The following is a 26,218-nucleotide window of genomic DNA, read 5'->3' as shown; positions in this document are numbered from 1 at the left end:
AATACCTGTTTTACTCCTTTTCCCCAATATCCTTAAGATACTCTTCGCGTTCCTTTTTAGAAAGACTATTCAAAAAGTCTTCTTTCACTTGCGGATCAAAATCAGCCCAATTCTCAAAACGGTCTGATAAATCAGGAGAATAACTAATCCAACCTATTTCATTAGTATTATATATTAAAGATGCAGTAAAATGGAATTTTTCGGGTTCGTTATTTACATATCCATCAACTACTACATTTCCCATTGGACTGATTGACACTTCTTTTTCAAACGTGATACTTTTTATAAATTGGTGGATATCTTCTTTGCGTAAATCTTTTTCAATTTTCGATTTCATCTTTTCTGCGAACTCTTCTGCTTTTTCTTGATCACTCTTCTCTTGCATGATAGTTTTACCTCCTGAATCACTGGATTTGCTTACCTTTCCTTGTTGTAGTATCAGTAGCACTACCAAAATGATAACAATAGTAAACAAAATAAGCACAACTTTTAATGTGTTTTTCATAAGTAGAATCCCCACTTTAAATTTATAATTAATTGAAAGTATTTTCTCTACATTCTTTATAGATATTTAGCATGCTATATCTTATAATACATATGATAATTATTACAGAGGTGACAAATTTGTCTAAAAATTTATCACAAAACCAATTTACTGAAAAAGACTTTCAAATGATTTCAGATGCATCTTATGCAATAACTAATTTTAAAAATTCTAGTGAAATAAAAATAAGTAATGGCCGTAAATTGTATGTCGTTGACTATCAAGAAACAAAAAATGGGCTTAACGCACTAACTCTTGTCTCAAGAGAGGATTATCGTAATTCAAACGAGGGAAAAGACCTCAGCAAAATCAAAAACGCCGTCATTGCCTACCGTGGTTCTGAACCTATTAGTTACGAACAATATAAGAATACCATTAAAAAACATGGAACAAAAGAGGATGGATTGGCTGCATATAAAAATGAAATTATGCAAGATTGGTTGGTTGCAGATACGAAGTATTTGGTCTTTAATGTCCCTTTTGAAAATGGCGAAGAGAATCAGATGGTTCAAGCCGATCGTTATGCAAAGAATATACATAAGAAGATGCCCAATGCCAATATGTATGTGACTGGGCATTCTTTGGGTGGATCTAATGCCTCCTATGTTGTTGCCAACAATGATTTTATTAAGAGTGGCGTGACGTTTGAGAATCCAAATATCTACCCAAACTTACCACCTGATCTACAAGCAAAAGCATTAAAAGGGGATTATCAAGATAGATTAACAGAATATATCAATCTAAATGATGGACTTTCCCTCTTAAATCGACATAACGCAGAAATAGGTCGAGTGGAAGTCATGTATGATGCTGCTCTACCTCATGGTGTTAATTACTCTAACCCTAAAAAAATCCAAGACTTGATAAATGTTTTTAATTTCATAGCAAATGGTGTCAATTCTTCACTGGACGGCGACTTGTTTATCGAAGCCTTAAAAGGAGCCCATAACTTAGGTCGTTATTCCTTTTCATCAGATGGTTCCGTTAAGACCCTTGATGATATGTTAAGAAAAAATCCTAACCTTACGATGGCGATGCTGAAACAATTGAAGAAAGCCAATGTAGCACAAAATAGCGCAGTGGCTATTTTAATTAAATCACACGTGCTGATGAATATAGGGCAGAGATTCTCGAGTCTTGGTGAACACAATATGCAGAAAATCGTTCGTAAAATCGAGAAACTAGATAACAAAGTCGATCAATCTGTGGAAAGTGTTCGCTCAAGATTTAAACAAATTGTTGGCTTTGGTGCGTATGATCAATTAAATGCCGCGGATGTTGATACTGTGATTTCTCACTTAAAAACAGAGACGAAAGAGAACGAATTTTATTCTGTTAAATCACATGATATCGCCATCGATGCCGCCATGAACATGAAGAGATGGATCGATTCTGTGTCCGAAGATATAAGCGAACTAGGGAATCAATACCATGATGCAGATACAGCTCTTGCGAAGAATATGGGTATTTCTTAAGGAGAACAAAAATGGAATTTACAAAGAAGAAACCAACAGATGCAGATCGTTTTTTACAGAGATTAACAGATACACATACGACAACATCCATTTTCTCTAATGCGAATTTTGACACAGAGAACATGACCCCAGCGGAACTTGCCGCTTTGAAAGCAAAGATAAAAGAGGAACAGAAAACAGCCTTAGCTCAAGCCATTCGTCAATATCTTCAGAATGAATTTGCAGAAGACCGTCAACATGCACAAGCCATTATAGAGCAGCTTGATACCCTTCAATCTAAAGTTAGACAGTATAAGGAGCAAATTAGCTCTAATATGAAAGGAAAAGCCATCGATTCTATCACAGAGAAAATCGATCAAAGACTCAAGTTCAACGAAGTGAAAGAAGATGTCCAAGCTGTCATCGACTCTATCGGCCTTTAAATGAACCTTCGATCAGATGAATCTTTTCCCCCTCTCACTCGTATATAATAAAAGAGTGTCTGATTTGAAAGGAGAACTGTTTGTGGGATATATTTTATTATTTTCGGTTGTGATTGGACTTGTTTTGACCCTCTTGCTCACACCACTTCGCTTGATCATCAAAAGGAAAGATGCTGAAAACCAAGTGCCGCTCATTTGGATTGCGGGTCTTGCTTTGGTCTTCATCATCGGGATTTTTGCCTTCTACTACATCACAAATGTAGATCGGAATCTATCATCGCTTTGGCTCGTTGGCCTGATTGTAACGGCAGTAGGTACCCTATTAACAGTGGGCGTCGAGCGGAAAATCAAAGGCGTGTTGTTTCTGATTTTTTTGCTGTTGGGCGTTTATATGGCCACAGCGTTTCTATTCAATGCAAATGAGAAATACGATGTCTCTAAAATGGAGCAAAAAGTAGAAATTAAAGCATTTGAAGAAACGGAAACACCTGCAAGTGTGCCGCCACAGTTTGCTCGAAATAAGATGAAGAAGTCGTTCGGACAAGTACCAAATACAAGCTATTATGAGCTTGGAAATCTACAAATTCAAAAGGTAAATGGGGAGTATGTGTACATTGCACCAGTAGAATTCTCGGATTTCTTTAAATGGATTCGATCAGGCAGTACACCAGGTTACTTTACGTTAAGTGCAACCGACTCTTCTGCCAATCCAAAGTTTGTGAAAACAGAGATGATTTATACACCTTCCTCTTATTTCAACAAACAAATTGAACGACACATCCGTCTCCAATATCCAGAGTTGATTTTCTATGGAGACACGCAGCTTGAAATCAATGATGATGGGAAGCCATATTATGTACAGACATACGGTGATTTCATCTCTGCTAGAAACGGCTTTAAGGCTTCAGGCGTGGTCGTCGTGGATGCCAAGACAGGTCATACGAAAAAGTACGCATTACATCAAGTGCCTGCGTTTATTGATGGTGCTGTTTCCCCAGAGGCGGTCAGCCTGCAAAATAGTTACTTCGGAAACTATGTTCATGGATTCTGGAACAGCCTATTTGGAAAATCAGATGTGAAGCTTCCTTCAGATGAAGGAACAGAAGCCAATGTGAGCCCAGTGTTTGACTCAAAAGGGGATATGTATTATTTTACAGATTTCACGAGTCCAAAAGAGGGCGTTGATTCCATGCTTGGATATGCATTAACGAATGCCCGCACAGGAAAAGCTACCTATTATACAGGGAATCTCGAAGAGTCTTACATGGATTCTCAAGGTGCTCTTCAAATTATTGAAAAACGATTTATCGAGAAGAAGTGGAAAGGGCGCATGCCCATCCTCTATAACTTCTATGGAGAAGCTAGCTGGCTCACGCCTGTCCTTGATTCAAATGGGTTCCTGCAAAACTACTTTATTGTCTCTGCGGCAAACCCAGAAATCGCTGCCTTCGCTTCCACACCAAACGAAGCATTAAGAGCGTATAAAACTGCTCTTCAAAAGGGCGGTGGCACAGTCAACAGTTCGTCGAAGCAAGAAAAGAAAGATACTGCTGGCAAAGTCAAACGTGTCTATAAAGAAAAGACCGGTGATTATACGACCGTTACGTTCCTATTAGATGACGGGAAAAATTACACGATGTCATCTGAAAAAGAGCCTCTCGTTATTTACTTAACTGAAGGGGATGAAGTGACGATCAAATACACAGATACCGGCGAAATCTTCCTTCCAGTCGATGAGTTAAAGATCAAAGGTTTATAAAAAAAGACGTTTCTCCTATCGTGGAGAAGCGTCTTTTCTCTCTTTTTTCAGCAATTCAACAAGCAATTCTTTGTTTTTATTCCCACCTGTCATCGGAGACTCTACATATGAAAAAGTCCGCTTAAAGTCCATTCCTCTCACAGATATCACAGCCAATTCACCGCCAATGCTTCCTCGCTGTAAAACATATTTTGATAAAACGGACAATCCCATGCCGTGAATAACAGCTTCTTTGATGGCTTGATTGCTGCTAAAGGTGACAAAGGTTCGTGCCTTCAGTCCGTTTGATTTTAGGACATGCTGTAAATACTCCCCTGTACCTGATCCTTCTTCTCTTGTAATCCATGTCTCATTTTGCAACTGATCAATCGTGACATCCTTTTTCTTTGCAAAAGGGTGATCTAATGGCGCTACGATGTAGAGCTCGTCTTCTAAAAAAGTATCGACAGACAATTCCTTGTCGTTGGTTTGACCTTCGATGAGACCAATGTCCACATGGAACAAACGGACATGTCTTGCGATCGCTTCTGTATTATCGATGACCACCTCAATATCAACATGAGGGTATAGCTCATGAAATTCTGCTAATATTTGCGGCAGCACATACTCTCCAATGGTAAAGCTCGCCCCAATCGTCAATTTTCCTCGCGCGAGATGATGATGCTCATAAATATCCTGTTTCGCTTGTTCATATAAACGAATGATTTGCTTCGATCTGTGATATAACATGTCCCCAGTTGGTGTTACGGTTAATTGTTTCGGCGAACGATTGAGCAAGACGGTCTGGAATTCCTGCTCCAAGTTTTTAATATGAAGACTGACACTCGGTTGAGAAATTCGGAGCTTTTGCGCTGCTTTTGTAAAATTCTTCTCCTCCACGACTGTCACAAATGTCTTCAGTGCATCGTAATACATCTGTCCCTCTCCCATCAGAAATCTTAATCCCATGCCTACCTATCATATATCTTACTAATTCCCTCCTAACTCGTAAAGGAGGAGCCGAACAGAATGATTTTAATAAAATTATTTACTAATATTTTTAAAAACTCTATACTGTAAGCAAATACTTTCTATAGGAGGTGCTGACTTGGCAGCAAAAATAAAGGACATTGCTGAAAAAGCCGGACTATCGATTGCAACTGTATCTCGCGTTCTCAATCAAGACCCCAACCTGTCTGTGACAGATCAAACTCGTGAAAAAGTATATGCCGCCGCCGAAGCTCTGTCCTATCAAAAAAAGACATTCAAGCATTCTCTAAAAAAGATCGCCTTTCTCTATTGGGTGACTGAGAAGGAAGAGCTTGAGGATATTTATTTTAAATCCATCCGTCTCGGCATTGAGGAACTAACCCATACTCGGAGTTTAAATGTTTCCGCCTACAAACCAACTGATGGACTACATTCCATTGATCCTTCTACAGATGGAATCATAGCCATCGGCCGATTTAAACAATCAGAGCTTGATCATTTATATAGCATTACACCACACATTGTCTTTATTGATACGTCTCCAGATGAAGACCGATTTGATTCTGTAAAGCCGAATCTCAAACGAATTGTTGAAAAGATTATCGATTCCTTCGTTGAAAAACAGCACAACACAATTGGCTTTATTGGAGGGACAGATATCGACCTGAACACGAATCAGCGTATCCCTGATATTCGAGAAACGACCTTCCGCACATATATGACGGAAAAACATCTGTTGGATGAACGTTTGGTGTACGTCGGTCACCAATTTTCTGTAGGCGAAGGGTATTCCTTGATGATGAAGGCCATCCATGAGCTTGGCGACGATTTACCAACTGCTTTTTGCGTAGCCAGTGATCCGCTTGCAATCGGTTGTTTACAGGCATTAAATGAGCGCGGATTTTCTCTTCCGAATCGAGTCAGTGTTTTTAGCATCAATGACATTCACGTGTCTCAATATGTCTCGCCACCACTCACAACCTATCATATCCATACATCATTGCTTTGCGAGACAGCTGTCGATTTGCTTTTAGAAAGGCTTGTTGACGGAAGAACTTTGACCAAAACCGTACTGATTGCCTCAGAACCTGTCTTTCGAAAAAGCACGATCTAAACACCAAGAAGCCCAACCTGATGAAGGAGGGCTTTTTTCTCTCCATTTGAGTAAAAAATTTTACTTAATAAATTTAATAAAATATATTTACTTTTTTTACTTAAGTTGTTATTCTCACATTAAGAAAGCGTTTTCTTATTACCTATGAAAAAAGGACGAGAGGGGATAAGCAATGAAAAAGGGGAAATGGGCGCTGTTATCGGCAGTCGTTGGTACTGCCGTTCTGCTACTGTCGGCATGCGGACCAGGGGATGACAATTCAAGCAGTACACAGACGTCAACGAATGGGACACAGACTTTGCTCGTGTGGGAAGATGTCAAAAAGTCTGAAGGCATTCAAGAGGCTGTGCAGGAATTTGAAAAACAACACAATGTGAAAATCAAAGTGGTAGAAAAGGCATATGCCGACCAACTAGAAGCTCTTCGTCTTGATGGGGCGGCTGGAACAGGCCCAGATGTCATCACGATGCCTCATGATCAAATTGGATCTGCTGTCACAGAGGGACTTTTACAGGAAATCAAACCTGATCAAAAGGTCATCAATACTTTTACAGACGAATCGATTCAATCACAGACGATCAATGGCAAGCTATACGGTCTCCCAAAGTCCGTCGAAACAACTGTGCTTTTCTACAATAAAGACATGGTCAAAAGCGCGCCAACGACACTGGATGGCTGGTATGACCTTTCGAAAAAGCTGACAAAGGATGGGAAGTACGGTTTTGTCGCGAAATGGGATGAGATTTACTATGCACAAAGTGTGTTAGGCGGATCAGGGGGCTACATTTTCAAACAGAATAATGACGGCTCCTATGATGTCAATGATATCGGCCTACATAACGATGGTGCCGTGGAAGGCGGAGAGTATATTCAGACATTCTTTCGCGAAGGACTTTTCCCGAAAGGCATTATTGGGGAACAAGGCATCAACGTGCTGAACTCTTTATTTACAGAGAAAAAGGCGGCGGCTGTCATTTCAGGTCCATGGTCATTTGGCCCATTTAAAGAAGCGGGCATTGACTATGGTGTGAGCGAACTGCCTACACTTCCTAACGGAAAGCATATGAGCTCATTCTTAGGGGTGAAGAGCTACAACGTCTCTTCTTACTCAAAAAATAAAGACCTCGCTGAGACTTTTGTTGAATTTATCACAAACGAAACCAACGCAAAAAAACGGTTTGAAATCACAGAAGAAATTCCTCCAGTGAAACAATTGATGACAGATCCAATCATTACAGAAAACGCAAACGCTGATGCGGTATCGAAACAAACGAAGTATGCCACGCTAACACCGAATAACCCAGAAATGGCTGAGGTGTGGAAGCCGATTGACAGTGCTTTAGGGCTGATTGCAACTGGACGTACCGATGTCAAGAAGGCCTTCGATGATGCGGTCAAACAAATTGACTCTCAAATCAAAGCAAATCATGCCAAATAAACTTTTTCAGTGGGGCAGTGTTGTTGCATACAGCTGCCCAGTCTGGATCTCATTTCAATATGAAGTAGGTGTTCGACATGACGGGTCATCTTGAACTAGACCGCACACACACAGTGGAGTCAAAAACACACCGGAAGCGGGCATTCATGTTCTCCTTTATACCCGGGATGGGGCAAATATACAACAAACAGTATGGAAAGGGGACACTTTTCTTCCTGTTTGGCGTCTCCTTCCTCGTTGTGTTTTATGATTTATTCAATATGGGCTTCTGGGGGCTGTTTACACTCGGCACCATGCTGCCTCGTGACAATTCAGTTTTCCTTTTAGCAAAAGGAATTATCGCGCTGTTAACTGCTGGATTTGGTATTGGCTTTTACATTCTGATGATGCGTGATGCATTTATCAATGGGAAAAGGCGTGATCAAGGGGTTCCGCTTCATTCCATTCGTGCCCAATATCATCAGCTCATTGACCAAGGGTTTCCTTACTTGATGAGCACTCCTGCTTTCTTTTTACTCCTATTTTCTGTCGTTTTCCCTATTATGTTTAGCTTTGCGCTGGCCTTTACGAATTATGATTTATATCATTCACCCCCTGCTAATCTCATAGATTGGGTGGGAATGAAGAACTTTCAAAATATCTTTTCAATTGATATTTGGAGAGACACCTTTATCGATGTCCTTGGCTGGACTGTTGTCTGGACATTGGCCGCATCTACACTTCAATGTGCCGTCGGTATCTTTCTTGCCGTTCTGCTCAATCAAAAGGATTTAAGAGGGAAACGGTTTTTTAGAACCATTTTGATTCTTCCTTGGGCTGTTCCAGGCTTTGTGACCATTCTGGTGTTTGCAGGACTATTCAACGATACATTTGGTGCTATCAACAATACACTTTTTGCATCGATTGGCATTGATCCGAAGCCTTGGCTAACAGATCCATTTTGGAGCAAAATCGCTCTCATTGCGTTGCAGACATGGCTTGGGTTTCCTTTTGTATTCATTATGACAACAGGTGTTTTGCAAGCGATTCCTGAGGATTTATATGAAGCTGCGACCATTGACGGGGCCAACTTCTTTCAGAAGTTCCGCTCCATCACATTACCGCTTGTTCTTTATTCCATTGCACCGATCTTAATCACGCAATATACCTTTAACTTTAACAACTTTAATATCATTTACTTATTCAATGGCGGGGGACCGCCTGTTGCCGGTTCGACAGCCGGAGGAACAGACATCTTGGTTTCTTGGATTTATAAATTAACCATGCAATCCTCTCAATATGCACTGGCGGCGGCTGTGACCATCTTGCTTTCTATCTTTGTGATTGCCATTGCACTTTGGCAATTCAAGAGAACCAGTTCATTCAAAGAGGAGGACATGATGTGATATGGGATCAAAACAGAAAAAGCTTATTCGTCTAAGTATCACGTATTTTATCCTGTTCATTGTCTCGATCTGTATTATGTACCCGCTTCTTTGGACCATTGGGGCTTCTTTTAACCCTGGGAATAGCCTCATGAGTACGAGTATGTTTCCGAAGAACCCTACATTTAGTCACTTTACAGAACTGTTCTTTGGTCAAGGTGCACTGTATGCCAATTGGTATTGGAACTCAATGAAGATCAGCATAGCAACGATGCTCTTAACCTTGGTCCTCGTCAGCTTTACTGGCTATGCCTTTTCAAGATTCCGCTTCAAAGGACGGAAGAATGGGCTCATGCTTTTCTTACTGCTACAAATGATTCCTCAGTTTTCAGCGTTGATTGCGATTTTTGTGCTCGCCCAAATGCTTGGGCTCATTAATAGCCATCTTGCACTGATTTTGATTTATGCAGGTGGACAAATTCCAATGAATACGTATTTAATGAAAGGCTATCTTGATGCGATTCCGAAGGATCTGGACGAATCAGCCAGAATGGATGGCGCCGGGCACTTTCGGATTTTCATTCAAATTATTATGCCACTCGCTAAACCCATTTTAGCGGTTGTCGCCATCAACTCATTTACTGGACCATTAGGTGATTTCATCATCTCAAGTGTCATTGTCCGTTCCCCAGAAATGTATACGCTCCCAATCGGACTGTACAATCTTGTTTCAGATAAAATGGGGGCCAGCTACACGACCTTTGCAGCCGGGGCTTTACTGATCGCCATTCCAGTTGCTTTATTGTTTCTTGTTTTACAAAAACAATTTGTGTCTGGCCTTATACAAGGCGGGACAAAAGGATAAGGAGAGATTGAATGAAAAAGTGGGGGCTCGTCATTGTTGTCGTTTTCTTGATGATGGGAGTAGGGGTTCTACCAAAAGCAGAAGCAGCAGAAACGATTTCTGTGAAACCGATCAATGGATTACAAAGGGACTTCATCAAAGGGGCAGATATTTCGATGCTCGCAGAAGTAGAAAAAAGTGGGGGCAGATACTTCGATCAGAATGGCAAGCAAGTTGATCCAATCAAACACTTAAAGGATAAAGGCGTCAACTACGTACGCATTAGACTGTGGCATAACCCATACGACAATCAGGGCCGTGCCTATCTTGGCGGAACGAATGATCTAAACACCGCCATCGCTTTATCAAAACGGGCAAAGGCACAAAACATGAAAGTGCTGCTCGATTTTCATTACAGTGATTTCTGGACTGATCCTGGTAAACAGTTCAAACCAAAAGCCTGGGTCTCTCTCACACAAAGCGATTTGGAAAAAGCAGTCAGCACGTACACAAGTGATGTCTTGAAAGCCATGAAAGCGCAAAATGTCCTTCCAAATATGGTGCAGGTCGGAAATGAACTGAACTCAGGCATGCTTTGGCCGAACGGGAAAAGCTGGGGTGAAGGCGGCGGTGAATTTGACAGACTCTCTGCTTTGCTAAAAGCCGGCACAAATGCAGTTCGCTCTGTTGATTCGAATATCAATATCATGCTTCACCTTGCCCATGGAGGAGACAACGGTGCTTTCCGTTGGTGGTTTGATGAAATCACAAAACGAGGCGTCTCATTCAATACGATTGGTTTATCTTATTACCCTTATTGGGACGGTGGTTTGAGCGGACTTTCTTCTAATATGAACGATATCAGCGCCCGCTATAACAAAGACGTCATCGTGGTAGAAACCGCTTATGGTTTTACGACAGCAAATGGTGACAACTTAGAAAACACATTTAATCAAGACGCTGTGAAAACAACAGGGTATCCGGCCTCTCCTCAAGGTCAGGCTTCGTTTATACGAGATGTATCAGAAAAAATTTCTCAAGTGAGAAACAATCGGGGGAAAGGGTTCTTTTACTGGGAACCGCTTTGGATTCCTGCAAAGGGAGCTCCTTGGTCTAGTCAATATGGTTTAACCTATATTCAAACGAGCGGTACGGTTGGGAATGCATGGGAAAACCAAGCCATGTTTGATTTCAATGGAAAAGCATTGCCTTCTCTCGATGTCTTTAAACAAATGACACCTTAAACTAAAACGATAGGACGTGACATAATGGAAAAGCGTTATCCTCTTGTTCACCCAAATGTCAAAGGATTTTTGCACGGCGGGGATTACAATCCAGATCAATGGCTTCATATGCCAGACATCATTGACGAAGACTTTCGACTAATGAAACTGGCACACTGCCAAACATTTTCAATCAGTATCTTCGGATGGAGTAAATTAGAACCGACAGAAGGTCAGTATGACTTTGCATGGCTAGATGACATCATGGATCGTTTAGCAGAGCAGGGGGCGCACGCCATTCTCGCAACACCAAGTGGCGCAAGACCTGCCTGGCTATCACAAAAATATCCAGAAGTATTGCGGGTGGAAGCCAACCGGCAGCGTAACCTACATGGCCTGCGCCATAATCATTGCTTCACATCACCTGTTTATAGAGAGAAAACAAATCAGCTCAATCGTTTGCTTGCTGAACGCTACAAAGATCACCCAGCACTGATCATGTGGCACATTTCGAATGAGTACGGTGGTGAATGTCACTGCGATCTTTGCCAAGAGGCATTCCGGACGTATCTGAAAAACAAATACAACGACGACCTTGAAGCACTGAATCAGGCATGGTGGACAGGATTTTGGAGCCATACATTCAGCGATTGGTCACAAATCGAATCACCAGCACCGCATGGAGAGCACATGATTCATGGCATGAACTTAGACTGGAAGCGCTTTGTCACAGCGCAAACGATCCATTTTTATCAAAATGAAATTGAGCCACTCAGAGAGCTGACTCCAAATATCCCGGTGACAACCAACTTTATGGGCGACTATCCGCATATGCGTCCATACCTGGGGCTTGATTATCATCAATTCGCGAAAGAAGTTGACGTGATTTCATGGGATAGCTATCCGGCATGGCATAGCGGCAGAGAAACGACTGCAGAATTAGCTTCTAATGTCGCCTTCGTCCACGATCTTTATCGCTCATTAAAGAACGGTCAGCCGTTTCTCTTAATGGAAAGCACACCGAGTCTTGTGAACTGGCATGAAGTGAATAAAGTCAAACACAAAGGCATGGCACACCTATCTGCCATGCAGGCCATTGCCCATGGATCAGATTCTGTTCTTTATTTTCAGTGGAGACAAGGACGCGGCGCTTCTGAGAAATTACACGGAGCTGTCGTGAGTCATGCAGGACATGAGAACACACGCGTTTTTCAAGAAGTTGCTGATCTAGGGAAGCAATTAGAAAAGTTGCAACCGATTGCGGGTACATCCGTTCAACCAGAAGTCGCCATCATCTATGATTGGGAGAACCACTGGGCCATTGATGACGCACAAGCTCTAAACAATACAAACAAACGCTATGTGGAGGCTTGTCAAACTCACTATCGCAGCTTCTGGAAAAAGGGAATCCCTGTTGACATTGTCGGGATGGAGAAAGATTTCTCATCCTATCGCGTGCTTATTGGACCCATGCTTTACATGGTCAAACCAGGCGTAGCAGAGAAAATTGAGGCATTTGTCAAATCAGGTGGCGTCTTTGTGGCGACATATTGGAGCGGCATCGTAGACGAAAATGATCTCTGTATCCTCGGTGGTTTCCCAGGTCCTCTACGCAATGTACTTGGCATTTGGGCTGAAGAAATCAACACATTCATGCCGGATGAGCATGTCATGATGTCCACAGGCAATGGACGCACTTACGATGTGGGGCAATATGGCGAATTGATTCATGTAGAAAGTGCCGCCGCCTTAGGACACTTTGAGAACGGCTGCTATGAAGGTCAACCAGCACTGACTGTCCATCAATTTGGAGACGGAAAAGCCTATTATATGGCTTCTGAGAATGTGCAGGCTTTTTACGATGAGTTCTATGAAGATCTGATGAGAGACATTGGAATAAAACCTGTCATCTCCTCTGCTATACCAGAAGGAGTCAGTGTACAAAGAAGGACGGATGGCGCGCAGGACTATGTGTTTATGATGAACTTTACAGAACAGCAACAACATGTTCCACTTCCATCAGGTGAAAACTATGAAAATATGCTGACTGCACAACATACATCTCAACAGGTTCAACTCGCCCCTTATGAATATGTCATTTTGAAGAAATAAATGGTGGAGCGTCTGCATAGACGCTCTTCTTTTCTTCATCATAAATACCTATAAAAATCATTGTAGGTTTATTTTTATCTAAATTTTTTGACATATTCAATCCCGCTCTACAACTGGTACGAAGCCCCTATTTTACCATTGTATAGGTATGAAAGCAGTTGTCGGTCATTCTTATTTTTGATACTCTTTTTTCAATGCAGCTTGGGAATTGCATTGTCATAAACGGGATCGTAGGGGGATTGTTTTATGTTAACATTCATTGGCTTACTCATTATTTTAACAATTGTCGTATTGCTCATCTGGGGGAAAGCAAGCCCGATTGTTGCCATGGTCATGGTGCCTTTTATTGGGGCGCTCATCGCTGGATTCAGTATCAATGACATTCAAGGCTTTTTTGAAGAAGGGATTATCAAAGTACTGCCAGTGGCGACCATGTTTATCTTCGCTATTTTATTTTTTGGTATTTTACAAGATACAGGGTTCTTTGAACCTGTCATTAAAACATTAATCAAGCTGACAAAAGGAAATGTTGTTACGGTCGCAATGGGAACAGCTTTAATCGGAATCATTGCACACTTAGATGGAGCAGGGGCGACGACCTTTTTATTAACCGTACCCGCACTGCTTCCGCTCTATAAAAAACTACATATGAGTCCATATTTATTGCTTTTATTAATCGGGACAAGTGCCGGCTTAACCAATATGATTCCATGGGCTGGTCCAACTGGACGTGCAGCAAGTGTCCTAAACATGGATCCATCTGAACTATGGGTCCCACTCATCCCCATCCAGCTAATTGGGGTTGTTCTTGTCTTGGGGATGGCTCTCATCTTAGGAAAAAGGGAAGAAAAACGAATTCGGGTAAAAATTGCTGCAAACGAAATTGCCGCAGTTCAACTAGAAGGCGAAGATTGGGATCGTGCCATTCAGTCGATCAGCGAAACAGGTGACGCCTCATTAAAGCGCTATCATCTCATCTGGGTCAATTTCTTTCTGTTCGCGGCTGTCGTTGTCCTTCTAGTGCTGAACGTCATTCCGGCTAGCTATATGTTTATGATCGGCCTGTCACTTGCACTTCTGATTAACTTCCCACAAGTGAAGGTGCAAATGGAAAGAATCAAAGCTCACTCACCTAGTGCACTGATGATGGCAGCAGTCATTTTCTCAGCAGGTTCATTTTTAGGGATTCTTGAAGGAACTGGTATGCTAAAAGCCATCGCAGTTGATAGCATTCATATTCTACCTGCTTTCTTACTACCATTTTTACATATCATCATTGGCATATTAGGCGTTCCACTAGATATGCTGACAAGTACAGATGCCTATTATTATGCACTTCTGCCCATTGTCCAATCCATTACATCTGAGGTCGGAGTGCCTGGGACTTCAGCGGCATACGCCATGATGATCGGGAATATCATCGGAACATTTGTGAGTCCACTCGCTCCCGCTGTTTGGCTCGCTGTCGGACTTGCAGGTGTCGACATAGGGAAACATATCCGCTACTCCTTCTTTTGGATGTGGGGATTCAGTATCGTCTTACTCATCGTTGCAAAACTGATTGGAATTATTTAAAAAAACAAAAGACATGCACATATGTATGCATGTCTTTGTTTCATTTAAGATGGATACTCACTCATATGAGCCTCTGTTTTCGGCTTTCTGATCAATGACATTAAGCCAATCACAATCAACAAGACCATTGGAATGAAGGCAAAACCAACTGTTCCAATTAAAAGAGCTATAGCAGAAACCAAGAATAGAATGCCAGAAATCACGGCACGACGGTCTTTTTTCAACAGAATCACACCCACAAGTGTTAACACAGCCGCCACAGCAGAAACAATCAAATACTGGGTTCCAAAGGCTTTGGCTCCAGCCTCTAGTGCTTCCATCGACATCGGCACTGTCTCGCCTTCCTCTTCTAAAAATTGATAAAAATCATTATAAACAGATCGATCTACCGAAAGCATCAATGCACCAAAACCAACACCGATTAGATTGAGGACAATACTAATAATCCCCATAATTTTTTCACCTTTACGTTTAATCATATGTCAACCTCCTAAAAGATTAATTGAATTAACTGCCTGTTTTCACTTCACGCTTTTGAAACACAAGTAAAGCAATGGCCAAGAAAATAGCCCAATAGATTGTAAGGACGATTAATGAGAAACCTAAAGTTACGCCTTCGGTTAGCATAGAAGGATCACTAAAGTATAATGATGGATCATTGGCAAATAATAAATATTTTGCCCAATCAAAGTAGAACATGAGAATGGCAGTGATGCTTCCACCCACAACATAAAATAACACACTAATAGCGATAGACATAGCTTCACTTCTAAACACCGTTGAAATCGCAAAAGATAGCGTACCTAGCACAACAAACATAGCACAATGGGCAAGATAATAATAGATCATATGCACAAAATGCGATCGTTCGATCACTTCACCATTTTGATAGACCAAATGCACATAGTCGTTATTAAGCCCGAAGAAAATAGCGCCTAAGATAAATGACAGGACAAATAGGACCGCAACTAGTAAAAGAGAATAGAGCTGAACCGTTATATACTTAGATATTAGGACCTTTAACCTTGACGGTGGACGAATCAATAACAATTTAATTGTACCATGCTTATACTCAGCTGACACAATTGTAGATGCAATAATAATGACAAATACTCCCACTAACTGGAGCAACGCAGCATTTGAATTTACATATGTCCATGCATTTTTACCGAAATGTTCGGCGGGTGGCAAATCATGCTTGATACGGTACTCATTAATGGCAGTTTCCCTTTCAAGCTCTCTTTTAAAGTAACCCTCTTCATCTTTGAGAGTTTTCTTGTTTTCTGCATTCATCATTTGAAGCTCGGCTTTCCAATCACCTGACGCTTGCTCTTTGTTTGTTGTGATACCAAAGATCAGCGTAGCAATCATGCCTAATACAAGTAGCCCAACCATCACCCAAGTACCAATACGATAACTGATTTTCATCCATTCGTTTTGAATGAGGCGAATCATACGTCTGCCTCCTTTTTACCTGTTAGACTTAAAAACTTATCTTCCAGCGTCTGTTTTTCAATTTTGATCTCATATAAATGAATGGAAGCATCGCTCAAATAACGAATCAATTCAGGCATTTTCGCTTCTGGTAAGGAGAAGAATACGTACTGCTCCTCTTCCCTTACTGTGAGACCTTCCTCGAATGCCCCAATGAGTTTTTGCGTTTCTTCAAGCTCGTCTGCTGCAACTTTCATTCGATAATTGGTCAAACCATCCTGCTTCGCCTCCGCACGCTGATCTTCAATCGCTATCAGCTTGCCTGTTTGGATAATAGCAAAACGATCACACATCAATTCCATTTCTGACATGAGGTGACTTGAAACAATAACAGCTAGACCTTCTTCCTTAGCAAGCCTTCTCAAGTAATCTCGTATCATTCGAATACCCTCTGGATCAAGTCCATTGGTCGGCTCGTCTAATATAAGCAATTTCGGTTTATGTATGAGTGCCTGTGCAATGCCCAAACGTTGCTTCATACCTAATGAAAACGTGCGGACACGCTTATGTTTCACATGCTGTAGACTCACCAGTTGCAGCAACTCATCAATGCGCCCTTCATCTACTTTCCCATTCATTCTTGCAAAATGGACAAGATTTTGTCTGGCTGTTAAATGATTATACATTTCTGGATTTTCAATAATGGCACCGACATCTTGGATAGCGTGCTGATATGAACTTTGAATACTATGTCCATTTATCAGAATATCACCAGATGTTATTGGAGAAAGCCCCACCATCATACGAATCGTCGTTGTTTTACCTGCGCCGTTCGGTCCTAAAAATCCAAAGACTTCGCCCGCTTGGACAGAAAAACTTAAATCTTGAACAATCTTTTTCCCACGAATATGTCTAGATACATTATGCAATTCTAAAACGTTCGTCACATTACCTCTCCTTCTTTGTCACATGATCATCTATTATCAAACACCATGAATCACCAAAAATATGAGAACACTTCCAATATGGTACAGCAATCACAGAAGGTTGTGAAGGGGGTTAACCAAAATTTAGAGAATCATCTGTCTTTTTTAAGGTTTTGTTAAGAGAAATATGATTTTTTATGTGAAACGAGGCTTATTTTTTATCCCACACCTTTTGTATATATGGGTCTCATATCATCATTATTCCTTCATTCGGGGGATAGTGAAAAGAGACCGTCCAATGACAGTCTCCCTCCATAATCTATATTTTTTTCACAAACTCGGATTTCAGTTTCATGGCACCAAAGCCAGGAATCTTACAATCAATATTATGATCGCCTTCAACTAAACGAATGCCTTTGACTTTTGTTCCTATTTTTAAAACTGAAGAAGAGCCTTTTACTTTTAAATCTTTAATGACAGAGACCGTATCGCCATCATTTAAGATGTTGCCATTAGCATCTTTGACAATCAGCTCATCATCTGTCACTTGTTCTTGTTCAAGTGACCATTCATGCGCACATTCTGGGCAAATGAGTAGGCTGCCATCTTCGTATGTATACGATGATTGACAAGAAGGACAATTCGGTAAATTAGACATTTATATTTCCTCCATATTTCTATTTCATTTATCATAATACTACCACACTTCAATAGAAAGAAACGTGATAAAAAAGGAAACGTTTTTCATCATTTACTTTTGGTTACCAATTGTTATCAAAGACGCAATATTTCTCGCTGTTCTCTCCACATTCAGACTCGCCTCTTGTATGGCATCTGATAATGTTGTGATGCCTGGAACGATACTAAATAACGCATCAATTCCATGAATATGAACAATTTCACTGTCTTTCGAGATTGACCCTGCGATGCCAATGACAGGGATGTCGAATTTTTTTGCGGCTTTTGCTACACCGATAGGCGTTTTTCCATAGATGGTCTGCTGGTCAATACGCCCTTCCCCTGTGATGACGAGGTCAGCATCCTTGATCACCTCATCAAAATGGACTGCATTTAAAACAATATTTATTCCTCTTTGTAAATCGGCATGTAAAAACCCTATGAGGCTAGCACCAAGTCCTCCAGCAGCTCCTGCACCTGCTTCATCACAAATAGATACATTCAATTGATTTTCAACAACATGGGCAAAATGAGATAAATTTTTGTCTAGCAACCGAACCATTTCCTCATCCGCCCCCTTTTGAGGACCGAATACAGCAGATGCTCCTCTCTCACCAGTTAACGGATTGTCAACATCACAAGCCACCTCCAGCTGAGTGGCATGAAGTCTTGGCTCAAGATGAGTGAGGTCAATTGATGCTAATCGATGAAGAGAGCCACCACCTGGCAATAACTCCAGTCCTTCTGAATCAAGGAATGAGGCACCCAAGCCCTGCATCATGCCAGCTCCCCCATCATTCGTTGCACTACCACCGAGTCCAATGATTAAATGAGTGGCACCCTTATCAAGCGCCGCAAGCATTAATTCTCCGGTTCCTCTTGACGTCGTGACCAAGGGATTACGCTTTTCAGGCGGAACAAGATGTAATCCTGAAGCCGCGGACATCTCAATGACAGCAGTCTGACCATCTCCCAACATACCAAAAAAGGCCTCTACAGGTTCACCAAGGGGACCTGTCACCACTTGATTTACAATGTGTCCACCTGTTGCATCAACCATAGATTGAACAGTACCCTCACCACCATCTGCCATTGGAATTTTCATATACTCTGCGTTTGGCAAGATTGAGCGAAACCCCCGCTCAATCGCATGTGCCGTCTCTAATGCCGATAAACTTTCTTTAAATGAATCAGGTGCGATCACAATTTTCATCCAAAAGCCTCCTCGGTTCACACAATATATTTTCAGCCCTCACCAGAAAAGTGGTTAATGTTGCAAAACCTATGGGTTCAACATTCATTTCAGATATTCAGTTAATTTGGGTTATTATCCCTTTTGTCATTACTCTATAGAAAAAATACTTTTGAATGTGAAGAGCCAAAGACTCAAACCTTTTATTCGACAATTACTATTTGTCACTATCATAACTGATTTTCCCACTAGATCGACCTTGTTACTTTCTCATCTAGACTTTAAATTTACCTTTTCTGAGGGAAATGTGCAGCATTTTTAAAACAAATTAACAACATATATTACAAATTCCTTCTATTTATACGTTTAAAAAATCATTTTATAGATTTGTAACAACGTTGTTAATCGAATACAATACGATAAATCACACGATATACGCACTTTTTATTACCTATTGTCAATCACCTCTTGAAAACGATTATATTTTACCAAAAATTGTGATATTGTTTTTTTTGAAACAGGCGAAAGGATTATAAGAGGTGAAATTACATGGTGATCATTTCAGCTGAACAGGTGGGGAACCGTTTAAATGATTGGCGAATTGCCATTCGTAAGCATGATGTACACAATGCACGTTTAATCTACAAAGAATTAAAAGGCTTACTTCAACAAATGGAAGAAAATCAGGAAGTCTTAACTTACTATTCGTTACTCGAGGGCAAATATAAACTGATGCTTTTTGAAAGAAGAGGTAAGAAACTCAATGTGCAGACAGAACTGGATTATCCCTCTAAAACAAATGATTTAATTGAATACTACTTCTACTTGTACAAAGCACTCTACGCATCATATCAGAGAGAATATACATCAGCGATCGGTCTATTTAAAGTTGCAGAGAAAAAACTACAGAACATTCCTGATGAAATAGAAGTTGCAGAATTCCATACAAAAATAGCCAATCTATATATGCATCTTCGTCAAAGTCTGATCTCACTCCACTATATTCAGAATGCCATTGAAATTTTCAAGAGTCACGAAGGGTATGAAAGAAGACTTTCAACTGCCTTTGTGATCGCCGCTACAAATTTTATGGATATTGGCGACTTCAATAGAGCAGAGAACTATTACGATCAAGCGATTCACATCGCAAAACAGCTAAACGATCAATTTCTAACATCACAGCTTTACCATAACATCAGCATCTTGTACGCAGAAGTAGGCGAATCACAAAAATGTATTCATGCCTTAGAAAAGGCACTTCGTCATGATGATTACCTGTCATCGTGTTACTTCCAACACTCTATGTTTATGTTAATAAAAGAACTGCTTTCTATCGATGAACGATCGCAAGCTCTTTATTATTACGATTTAGCAAAAAAAGCACAAGCAACAGAGGCAGATCCCATCTATACAGCAAAAATGAATTTTCTTTATCATCTATATTTCACTGAAGATATCACAACTAAAGCCCAAACCTGTTTCGATGATTTAACCCTATTAAAAGAATTAAAGGATGTTGAAGGTATTCGTGAATTAGGAACACTTGCGGCTAATTACTTTGAAGAACTCGGTTCGACTCATCATGCCTATCTCTTTTTAAAGGAAGCCTGTCACATCGAAAATACTACACATGACTGGGGGAATTTTGATGAAAAAAATGAGTTTATTGATTCTAACTGTAGTCCTTATTGGCTTCGTACAAACAGTAACAAGCAGTCCATTAAGTCAACCTGATGCTAGTACCACTGAACGGCCTATTGGAACCTAATTAAAAAAAGAACCACTCGCCCGATCATGGCAGGTGGTTCTACATTTTTATAAGCACAAGATTCAAGGAAACCATCAGATCCTAGTCAGCCACCCTCTAGGAATTGGTTTTGACGACGGAAACAAAGTGCTTTAAAATGCGTGCGGTTAGTCCCCAAATGGTGTAGTTTCCATAATCATAAAACCACTCTTCAATTGAACGACTCCCCCAGCTGTAGTTCTCCCCATTCATAATTTTTTCAAAAGGAAAATCCTCTGCTGGCGTTGGTTTTACAGATACATGATGTAAATACGGCTCATATTGGCAAAGCCACGTGACAGGAACAGTAAATGTCTCCTCCACTTCTTCTTGATTAAAAGAATGCCTGATTTTCTCCTCATCAATAATTCCAACATACGGATATACCACAAAAGACGGAGAAACAACGTATGGGCTTAGCTTTCCAACAATATGAATTGATTCTGGCGGAATGCCAAGTTCCTCGTAAGTTTCACGTAATGCAGCTTCTTGTGGTGTTTCACCGCTATCAAGTTTTCCTCCTGGGAAGCTAATATCACCAGGCTGTTTTCTCATAATGAGCGATCTCACCTCAAATAAAACATGCCATTCGTCTTTCGAACGCACAAGTGGGATAAGAACCGCCGCTTTAGTAGCCGTCTCTTCTCCGATAAATAGCGGTTGAGGTTCATGTAATTTATTCTTTAATTGATCAATGAACATGTGTATCACCTGTTTTCTATTTCGCTTTTTACTAGCGTATCACTGTTCGTCGTTTGAATAAAGATGATCTTTCTGACAATTATTCTTCTCATTTTGACAAATATAATTGTCAAAATGAATACAATACTTTACAATAGAGGAAAGATTCCGTATGAGGTGACATGATGAAAAATCGACTAAAAGAGCTACGCGCACGTGATGGATTGAACCAAACAGAGCTCGCAAAGCGTGCAAAGGTTTCTCGACAGACAATTAGCTTATTGGAACGGGACGAATTAATGCCCTCTCTCATACTCGCTGTAAAACTTTCACGCATTTTTCACGAACCCATTGAACGCATCTTTCTATTTGAGGAGGAGGAACTTTCATGAAAACTGTATTTAAAATGTTATGTGGTGCACTCATTGGTTTTCTTGGGGCTTACTGTTTGTTGGCTGCCGATCTAGAGATGACCCTTCTTGATTTTGCATTCGAGGCAACACTTGGTATTACTGCATTGGCTACGATATTAATGATTTATAGTTTTTCATTGATTTCACGTATCAAAAGGAGAACTTCTTTCACACTTTCTGGTGATGAAGAGGATGAACTGGAAGCGAAGCAATATCGCACCTACTCTGACTTGGCATTAGGCAATACAGGTAGTATGATTTTATCAATTATTGGAATTGGTGTTGCCATTGTGACTGATCAAGAACTTTGGCTCATTCTTGTGAATGTTGCTTTATTCATTATGACAATTGTCTGTTCTTATATGGCCATTTCCATGCTTAAGCTTGTCTATCCTGACCGTGATCTCCCAAGTGCGACAGACAAAGATTATGCCAAAAAACTACTCGCCATTTCTGATGAAGGCGAGAAACACGTGATGCTAGAAGGACTATATTCCACATTTCAAATCATGAATATGCTGTTAACTGGTGCTATGTTCATTCTAATTGTCTATTCAATCGGGTCTTATCACTCTCAGCTCTTCTCCATTATTTTGATTGGAATTGTTCTGATCATTCTAAATGCACATTACACGCTTAAGATTAGAAATCGTTAAACTAAAAAAAGCACAGCCTTTTGAAGTAGCTGTGCTTTTTCTCTCTATGCTGCACGACGTTTCTTTCGTGTATAAATCAGAAATAATAACCCAAACCATACCGGTGTTAATAATAGCGCTGGTCTTGTTGCGTCAGCAAATAACATAATCACAAGGATCGCAGCAAATAGCACAAGCACGCAAATATTCACAAAAGGTGTGAATGGAGCTTTAAATGTAGATGCCGCATGAAGGGCTGGGCGTGTTTTTTTATATTTCAGGTGACAAATTAAAATAATACTCCATACCCAAATGAAACAAATCGCACTAATCGTTGTGACAATGCCAAAAGCTTGTTCTGGAATCAACTTGCTTAAAAGAGCCCCAACAGAAACCACGATCGTTGACACAAATAAAGCATTACTTGGAACTGCCTGCTTATTCAGACGACCAAAGGAAGCAGGTCCCTGCTTTTGATGACTCAAATTATACAAAATTCGGCTCGTAGAGAACATGCCGCTATTACAAGCAGAAGCCGCAGAGGTCAATACCACAAAGTTAATGAGCCCCGCCGCTACTGGTATACCAATCAGTCCGAAGGTTTTCACAAAAGGACTTTCTGATGCGCTCAACTCTGTCCATGGATTGAAAGTTAATAAAACAAAGATCGCGCCAACATAGAAGAATAAAATTCTTAAAGGGATTTTGTTAATCGCTGACGGGATGTTCTTTTGGGGATTTGCTGTTTCAGCCGCGGAAACCCCAACAAGCTCAACGCCCACATAGGCAAAGACCACCATTTGGAAAGACAGTAAAAAGCCAGTTATACCATTTGGGAAAAAGCCGCCATGTGACCAAAGATTCGTCACTGTCACAGGCCCGGCATCTGTTTGAAATCCAATTATTAATAAGACAATCCCTACGCCGATTAATACTAGAATCGTCATCACTTTGATCAGGGCAAACCAAAATTCCATTTCCCCAAAAAGCTTCACCGTTAATAAGTTAAAGCCTAATAAAATCAATAAACAAATGAGTGCTGGGATCCATTGCGGGATATCAAACCAATACTGCACATATACCCCCACAGCAATGACATCCGCCATGGCTGTCATAATCCAGCAAAACCAATACGTCCATCCTGTCACAAAGGAAGCCCATGGACCCAGATATTCCTCAGCAATATCGGTTAAAGATTGATAGCCTGCTTTAGATAAAAGCAATTCTCCAAGTGCCCTCATAACAAAAAAGATCGCGATTCCTACAAGTAAATAGGCAAAAATAATCGAGGGTCCTGCCAATTGAATGGCCTTACCTGAGCCTAAAAATAGCCCTGTTCCGATCGTTCCGCCAATCGCTATTAATTGTACATGACGATTTGATAAATCTCGTCTCAACTCTTGTTGTGCCAATGTCAACGCCCTCCTATATTACAGTATTATCCTGAAATATTGAACTCTTAAAAAAGTCCATAAAAAAAGAGATTGGATGCGCTCCAATCTCATGGTCATAAAAGAATAGCAAAATAGAGAAAAGCAATACACGGGCATGATCCATGCATTACAAATACAATATTCTGTACTCTTCTGTCCTTTTGCCTGAGATTGTGAACCCTTCGGCGCCGCATATACATGCGGTCTCTCCAGAAGCTGCTCCTGCCATAGTGTGACCCACAGCAATCATAGCCTTCGTTATTTACTTAAATTGTTGCTATTTCTGAATAATTTCATATTTTACGCTTTAAGGAGGGAACTGTCAATGAAAATATGTACGCATATCTTAACTTGAAGAAAAGCCTCCTATTGATTAGGAGACTTTTCTCTTACTACTTTCTAACAGAAAGCTTCTTTAAAAAATTAATCATGCACGATTTTTTCAATCTTCACACCTGGAATCGTAATGTCACCATCTGTTGTTGATTCGTCGTAATGACCCCTACAGAAGTACCCATGAATGTCACTTATATCAAATAATTATTTAGCTTTTGATTATAAAAAACCCAACAAGTAATATACCACACTCATTCGGATTAACCTATTCTACTTAATAGTGTTTTATCTAACGAACTTTATATAACATAACTTTCAACATCTCATGTTTTTTAACATTAATTATTTATTAAGTATATCTTATAATAATTGAACTTACACACCCTTTTTTATCAAAAATAGATTCTACATAACCCCATGAATAATCATATGGTTTTTCCCCTAAACTAGTTAACAACCACTGATCATGACTTTTCTTCTTTGCTAGCTCAACATCCTCAGTCCAATTATCCCAAGATAGTCCATTTATAAATTCTGATAGATGCACCTCTTTAAGTTTTTCATTATCAAAAAATAAAGTTATCAGAAATTCCTTCCCGTTTATCAAATGAGTATCTATTAGTTGATAATTAGTATGAATAATTCCTCCTTTGTACAAAGAAGTAGTTTTAAAAACCTCAGAAGACATTCTTGAGTTTATAACTTTATTTACATTATCTAATATTATTGAACCAGTTGTTTTATCAATCATCTTATTTTACCTCTTATTATTTAAAATTTGTAAGACGTTGAGACTCGATTGGTTTAAGAATTCCCTTTTCAATTAATTCGTTTGCATCTGGAACAAACATTTGTGGTAAATTTCCTGTACCATATTGCGGGTTGGCTTTAGTAATTCCAAATGCCGCTTCTATTTTATCATCTACGACATATGCTGTCATACCGGGTCTATATCCGAATTGCGGATGTTTTTGCACTTGCAAACCTTCAAATAAGGCTCTTGCATCATTGCCAGACCTTTGAATAGCACGGCCTGTTGTGAAATATTCAGATCCAAATGGTTCACCTCTGTAAATTACGGTTCCCCTTTTCAAGCTAATATCTCTATATTTATCAATACCGGGGTATGCTCCTTGTCCTTGCCAACTTCTTGCAATTTCAGAGGGACTTTTGTTTTCACTTTGCCCATTACTCTTAACCCCCATCTTACCATGAAACCCTTTCACCCCAAACGGTAAAAGTGCCCCAAGCGCCGCATCCATACTCGCTTGCTGTTGTTCCTTCGAGATCTTATTCCCAAACATATCTCTACCAATAATCGCTTCGCTGAATCCGTTCGCGGCAGTGATGCCATATAAGCCTTTTTCAGCTGTCTTTAGTGCATCAAAAGACTTTTGTGATGATTTGTAAATATCCACTGCACTGACTGCGGCTGATGAGGCTTTAGACGTTTTATAGATAGCTTTTCCGCCTTTGAAAATGCGCCCAGCCCAGCCGACAACTGGGATGTAGCCAGCTGCTGCCATGCCACCTGCGGCGACTCGTTGACCTGAGGTGAGCTGTTCACCCGTGATCGGGTCAACGCCTGTTGCCGCTCGTTGTGCGTCGTTTACCCCTGTCAGTTCATTCACGAGCATTCCGCCATAATCAAGTGCTTTTTCATGCCAAGGGCGGTTGGCGAGGGCTTCTTGTTCCTTCGCAATTTTGCGGGCTTCTTCTTGTTCTTTCTTGATTTTGATATATTCAGCTGTTTGCTTTTCAATATCGTCTTTTATCTTGTAGATTTCGCTATTTTGATACGCTTTCTTGTCAAAATTCATAGGCGAAATGCTTTTTCCGTTATTTGTCGCATTGATCATTGCAGC

The 26,218-nt window shown here is 40.4% G+C and carries 24 protein-coding genes and 1 riboswitch; of the genes, 13 read left to right on the top strand and 11 right to left on the bottom strand.

Annotation, left to right across the window (positions count from 1 at the left end):
* Positions 1 to 10 precede the first annotated feature (10 nt).
* Positions 11 to 505 carry a DUF1433 domain-containing protein gene (locus tag AB1K80_RS00120; RefSeq protein ID WP_412854590.1) on the bottom strand — a complete coding sequence of 165 codons (495 nt, stop codon included), beginning with the start codon at positions 503 to 505 and terminating at the stop codon, positions 11 to 13.
* Between the two features lie 119 nt (positions 506 to 624).
* Between AB1K80_RS00120 and AB1K80_RS00115 the strand changes: the two genes are divergently transcribed.
* The 3 genes from AB1K80_RS00115 (at position 625) to AB1K80_RS00105 (ending at position 4,200) form a co-directional block, all read left to right on the top strand.
* Positions 625 to 2,019 (top strand): lipase family protein, encoded by a 1,395-nt coding sequence (locus tag AB1K80_RS00115; protein ID WP_412854589.1) that lies wholly within the window; start codon positions 625 to 627, stop codon positions 2,017 to 2,019.
* An 11-nt stretch (positions 2,020 to 2,030) separates the two neighbouring features.
* Positions 2,031 to 2,441: a hypothetical protein gene (locus AB1K80_RS00110; RefSeq protein ID WP_412854588.1), complete on the top strand. Its 411-nt coding sequence runs from the start codon at positions 2,031 to 2,033 to the stop codon at positions 2,439 to 2,441.
* Between the two features lie 82 nt (positions 2,442 to 2,523).
* Entirely contained in the window at positions 2,524 to 4,200 is a 1,677-nt protein-coding gene (locus AB1K80_RS00105) for a hypothetical protein (RefSeq protein ID WP_412854587.1), read from the top strand.
* Positions 4,201 to 4,215: 15 nt separating this feature from the next.
* Here the strand turns inward: AB1K80_RS00105 and AB1K80_RS00100 are convergent, their stop codons facing one another.
* Positions 4,216 to 5,115 carry a LysR family transcriptional regulator gene (locus AB1K80_RS00100; protein ID WP_412854586.1) on the bottom strand — a complete coding sequence of 300 codons (900 nt, stop codon included), beginning with the start codon at positions 5,113 to 5,115 and terminating at the stop codon, positions 4,216 to 4,218.
* 172 nt (positions 5,116 to 5,287) lie between these two features.
* Here AB1K80_RS00100 and AB1K80_RS00095 point away from each other — a divergent pair, with 172 nt between their 5' ends.
* From AB1K80_RS00095 to AB1K80_RS00065, 7 genes are all read left to right on the top strand, one after another.
* Complete coding sequence (locus AB1K80_RS00095; RefSeq protein ID WP_412854585.1) at positions 5,288 to 6,283, top strand: LacI family DNA-binding transcriptional regulator; 996 nt, start codon at positions 5,288 to 5,290, stop codon at positions 6,281 to 6,283.
* A gap of 172 nt (positions 6,284 to 6,455) precedes the next feature.
* On the top strand, positions 6,456 to 7,721 hold the full coding sequence (locus tag AB1K80_RS00090) for an extracellular solute-binding protein (protein WP_412854584.1): 1,266 nt from the start codon (positions 6,456 to 6,458) through the stop codon (positions 7,719 to 7,721).
* Between the two features lie 77 nt (positions 7,722 to 7,798).
* Complete coding sequence (locus tag AB1K80_RS00085; RefSeq protein ID WP_412854583.1) at positions 7,799 to 9,106, top strand: carbohydrate ABC transporter permease; 1,308 nt, start codon at positions 7,799 to 7,801, stop codon at positions 9,104 to 9,106.
* Between the two features lies 1 nt (position 9,107).
* Complete coding sequence (locus tag AB1K80_RS00080) at positions 9,108 to 9,950, top strand: sugar ABC transporter permease (protein WP_412854582.1); 843 nt, start codon at positions 9,108 to 9,110, stop codon at positions 9,948 to 9,950.
* An 11-nt stretch (positions 9,951 to 9,961) separates the two neighbouring features.
* Positions 9,962 to 11,173, top strand: a complete 1,212-nt coding sequence (locus tag AB1K80_RS00075; protein WP_412854581.1) for an arabinogalactan endo-beta-1,4-galactanase — start codon at positions 9,962 to 9,964, stop codon at positions 11,171 to 11,173.
* A 24-nt stretch (positions 11,174 to 11,197) separates the two neighbouring features.
* Positions 11,198 to 13,264 carry a beta-galactosidase gene (locus AB1K80_RS00070; RefSeq protein ID WP_412854580.1) on the top strand — a complete coding sequence of 689 codons (2,067 nt, stop codon included), beginning with the start codon at positions 11,198 to 11,200 and terminating at the stop codon, positions 13,262 to 13,264.
* Positions 13,265 to 13,510: 246 nt separating this feature from the next.
* The gene (locus tag AB1K80_RS00065) at positions 13,511 to 14,839 is read left to right on the top strand and encodes a CitMHS family transporter (RefSeq protein ID WP_412854579.1); all 1,329 of its coding nucleotides are present in this window, start codon (positions 13,511 to 13,513) and stop codon (positions 14,837 to 14,839) included.
* Positions 14,840 to 14,883: 44 nt separating this feature from the next.
* Here the strand turns inward: AB1K80_RS00065 and AB1K80_RS00060 are convergent, their stop codons facing one another.
* The 5 genes from AB1K80_RS00060 to AB1K80_RS00040 form a co-directional block, all read right to left on the bottom strand.
* Entirely contained in the window at positions 14,884 to 15,318 is a 435-nt protein-coding gene (locus tag AB1K80_RS00060) for a DUF4064 domain-containing protein (protein ID WP_412854578.1), read from the bottom strand.
* A 28-nt stretch (positions 15,319 to 15,346) separates the two neighbouring features.
* Positions 15,347 to 16,294 carry an ABC transporter permease gene (locus tag AB1K80_RS00055; protein WP_412854577.1) on the bottom strand — a complete coding sequence of 316 codons (948 nt, stop codon included), beginning with the start codon at positions 16,292 to 16,294 and terminating at the stop codon, positions 15,347 to 15,349.
* Positions 16,291 to 17,220: an ABC transporter ATP-binding protein gene (locus tag AB1K80_RS00050; RefSeq protein ID WP_412854576.1), complete on the bottom strand. Its 930-nt coding sequence runs from the start codon at positions 17,218 to 17,220 to the stop codon at positions 16,291 to 16,293. The genes AB1K80_RS00055 and AB1K80_RS00050 overlap by 4 nt, the downstream gene beginning before the upstream one ends.
* A gap of 298 nt (positions 17,221 to 17,518) precedes the next feature.
* On the bottom strand, positions 17,519 to 17,857 hold the full coding sequence (locus AB1K80_RS00045) for a zinc ribbon domain-containing protein YjdM (protein ID WP_412854575.1): 339 nt from the start codon (positions 17,855 to 17,857) through the stop codon (positions 17,519 to 17,521).
* 93 nt (positions 17,858 to 17,950) lie between these two features.
* On the bottom strand, positions 17,951 to 19,090 hold the full coding sequence (locus AB1K80_RS00040; RefSeq protein ID WP_412854574.1) for a glycerate kinase: 1,140 nt from the start codon (positions 19,088 to 19,090) through the stop codon (positions 17,951 to 17,953).
* 528 nt (positions 19,091 to 19,618) lie between these two features.
* On the opposite strand from AB1K80_RS00040, the gene AB1K80_RS00035 reads away from it, so the two are divergent.
* Positions 19,619 to 20,803, top strand: coding sequence for a tetratricopeptide repeat protein (locus AB1K80_RS00035; protein ID WP_412854573.1), 1,185 nt, complete (start codon positions 19,619 to 19,621; stop codon positions 20,801 to 20,803).
* Between the two features lie 130 nt (positions 20,804 to 20,933).
* Here AB1K80_RS00035 and AB1K80_RS00030 read toward each other — a convergent pair whose 3' ends face one another.
* Positions 20,934 to 21,557 carry an NUDIX hydrolase gene (locus AB1K80_RS00030; RefSeq protein WP_412854572.1) on the bottom strand — a complete coding sequence of 208 codons (624 nt, stop codon included), beginning with the start codon at positions 21,555 to 21,557 and terminating at the stop codon, positions 20,934 to 20,936.
* 164 nt (positions 21,558 to 21,721) lie between these two features.
* On the opposite strand from AB1K80_RS00030, the gene AB1K80_RS00025 reads away from it, so the two are divergent.
* Entirely contained in the window at positions 21,722 to 21,928 is a 207-nt protein-coding gene (locus tag AB1K80_RS00025; protein WP_412854571.1) for a helix-turn-helix transcriptional regulator, read from the top strand.
* On the top strand, positions 21,925 to 22,605 hold the full coding sequence (locus AB1K80_RS00020; protein ID WP_412854570.1) for a DUF3169 family protein: 681 nt from the start codon (positions 21,925 to 21,927) through the stop codon (positions 22,603 to 22,605). The genes AB1K80_RS00025 and AB1K80_RS00020 overlap by 4 nt, the downstream gene beginning before the upstream one ends.
* Before the next feature lie 44 nt (positions 22,606 to 22,649).
* On the opposite strand, the gene AB1K80_RS00015 is transcribed toward AB1K80_RS00020, so the two are convergent.
* From AB1K80_RS00015 to AB1K80_RS00005, 3 genes are all read right to left on the bottom strand, one after another.
* On the bottom strand, positions 22,650 to 23,996 hold the full coding sequence (locus tag AB1K80_RS00015; protein ID WP_412854569.1) for an amino acid permease: 1,347 nt from the start codon (positions 23,994 to 23,996) through the stop codon (positions 22,650 to 22,652).
* A gap of 164 nt (positions 23,997 to 24,160) precedes the next feature.
* Positions 24,161 to 24,240, bottom strand: a riboswitch (glycine riboswitch).
* A 462-nt stretch (positions 24,241 to 24,702) separates the two neighbouring features.
* Complete coding sequence (locus AB1K80_RS00010) at positions 24,703 to 25,104, bottom strand: hypothetical protein (RefSeq protein ID WP_412854568.1); 402 nt, start codon at positions 25,102 to 25,104, stop codon at positions 24,703 to 24,705.
* A 16-nt stretch (positions 25,105 to 25,120) separates the two neighbouring features.
* Positions 25,121 to 26,218: pre-toxin TG domain-containing protein (locus AB1K80_RS00005; RefSeq protein ID WP_412854567.1), on the bottom strand; the 1,098-nt coding region annotated here is incomplete at its 5' end.

The sequence above is a fragment of the Bacillus sp. 179-C3.3 HS genome, assembly GCF_047229225.1.
In the GTDB taxonomy this organism is placed as follows: Bacteria; Bacillota; Bacilli; order Bacillales; family Bacillaceae; genus Bacillus.
Note: the sequence above shows the minus strand (reverse complement) of the source record. Positions and strands in the feature narration are given on the sequence as shown.

Bases quoted from the DNA above. Each gene is read 5' to 3' on its own strand.
- AB1K80_RS00120 (WP_412854590.1), bottom strand. From the start codon at position 505: ATGAAAAACACATTAAAAGTTGTGCTTATTTTGTTTACTATTGTTATC.
- AB1K80_RS00110 (WP_412854588.1), top strand. From the start codon at position 2,031: ATGGAATTTACAAAGAAGAAACCAACAGATGCAGATCGTTTTTTACAG.
- AB1K80_RS00100 (WP_412854586.1), bottom strand. From the start codon at position 5,115: ATGTATTACGATGCACTGAAGACATTTGTGACAGTCGTGGAGGAGAAG.
- AB1K80_RS00090 (WP_412854584.1), top strand. From the start codon at position 6,456: ATGAAAAAGGGGAAATGGGCGCTGTTATCGGCAGTCGTTGGTACTGCC.
- AB1K80_RS00085 (WP_412854583.1), top strand. From the start codon at position 7,799: ATGACGGGTCATCTTGAACTAGACCGCACACACACAGTGGAGTCAAAA.
- AB1K80_RS00080 (WP_412854582.1), top strand. From the start codon at position 9,108: ATGGGATCAAAACAGAAAAAGCTTATTCGTCTAAGTATCACGTATTTT.
- AB1K80_RS00075 (WP_412854581.1), top strand. From the start codon at position 9,962: ATGAAAAAGTGGGGGCTCGTCATTGTTGTCGTTTTCTTGATGATGGGA.
- AB1K80_RS00070 (WP_412854580.1), top strand. From the start codon at position 11,198: ATGGAAAAGCGTTATCCTCTTGTTCACCCAAATGTCAAAGGATTTTTG.
- AB1K80_RS00065 (WP_412854579.1), top strand. From the start codon at position 13,511: ATGTTAACATTCATTGGCTTACTCATTATTTTAACAATTGTCGTATTG.
- AB1K80_RS00060 (WP_412854578.1), bottom strand. From the start codon at position 15,318: ATGATTAAACGTAAAGGTGAAAAAATTATGGGGATTATTAGTATTGTC.
- AB1K80_RS00055 (WP_412854577.1), bottom strand. From the start codon at position 16,294: ATGATTCGCCTCATTCAAAACGAATGGATGAAAATCAGTTATCGTATT.
- AB1K80_RS00045 (WP_412854575.1), bottom strand. From the start codon at position 17,857: ATGTCTAATTTACCGAATTGTCCTTCTTGTCAATCATCGTATACATAC.
- AB1K80_RS00040 (WP_412854574.1), bottom strand. From the start codon at position 19,090: ATGAAAATTGTGATCGCACCTGATTCATTTAAAGAAAGTTTATCGGCA.
- AB1K80_RS00035 (WP_412854573.1), top strand. From the start codon at position 19,619: ATGGTGATCATTTCAGCTGAACAGGTGGGGAACCGTTTAAATGATTGG.
- AB1K80_RS00030 (WP_412854572.1), bottom strand. From the start codon at position 21,557: ATGTTCATTGATCAATTAAAGAATAAATTACATGAACCTCAACCGCTA.
- AB1K80_RS00025 (WP_412854571.1), top strand. From the start codon at position 21,722: ATGAAAAATCGACTAAAAGAGCTACGCGCACGTGATGGATTGAACCAA.
- AB1K80_RS00020 (WP_412854570.1), top strand. From the start codon at position 21,925: ATGAAAACTGTATTTAAAATGTTATGTGGTGCACTCATTGGTTTTCTT.
- AB1K80_RS00010 (WP_412854568.1), bottom strand. From the start codon at position 25,104: ATGATTGATAAAACAACTGGTTCAATAATATTAGATAATGTAAATAAA.